This is a genomic window from Ruminococcus sp. 210702-SL.1.03 (assembly GCF_020559915.1).
Classification (GTDB): domain Bacteria; phylum Bacillota; class Clostridia; order Oscillospirales; family Ruminococcaceae; genus YE71.
The window spans coordinates 1-289 of the sequence record NZ_JAJCLZ010000157.1; the positions used below are offsets into that span (position 1 = coordinate 1).

The following is a 289-nucleotide window of genomic DNA, read 5'->3' on the forward strand; positions in this document are numbered from 1 at the left end:
TCTTTATTGTATATCCATATGATTTTCTTCTTTCTCTCCCAACTCCATTTTCTTTTTGCGAATAACCCTCATCAGTTTTCTGTCAACTATGCTTTGTAAGTCTTTACGATCGTTGTCATAACTATCCTGAATACACCTACTAAGACTAACAAACAAACTAAAAATCGTATTCGCAAGCAGATCATTCTCAAACTTTGCTATGTCGTCAAGCATATCTCGTGCATACTCATTGCCATCGTTTGCGGACTTTGTAAACCATTCGATAGCTTGTTCCTTATCCTTTGTAAGT

Annotated in this window: 1 pseudogene; it reads right to left on the minus strand. The window is 36.0% G+C overall.

What is annotated here, in order from left to right:
- Positions 1-3: 3 nt before the first annotated feature.
- A pseudogene (locus LI114_RS13915) lies at positions 4-289 on the minus strand (hypothetical protein); the annotation flags it as partial.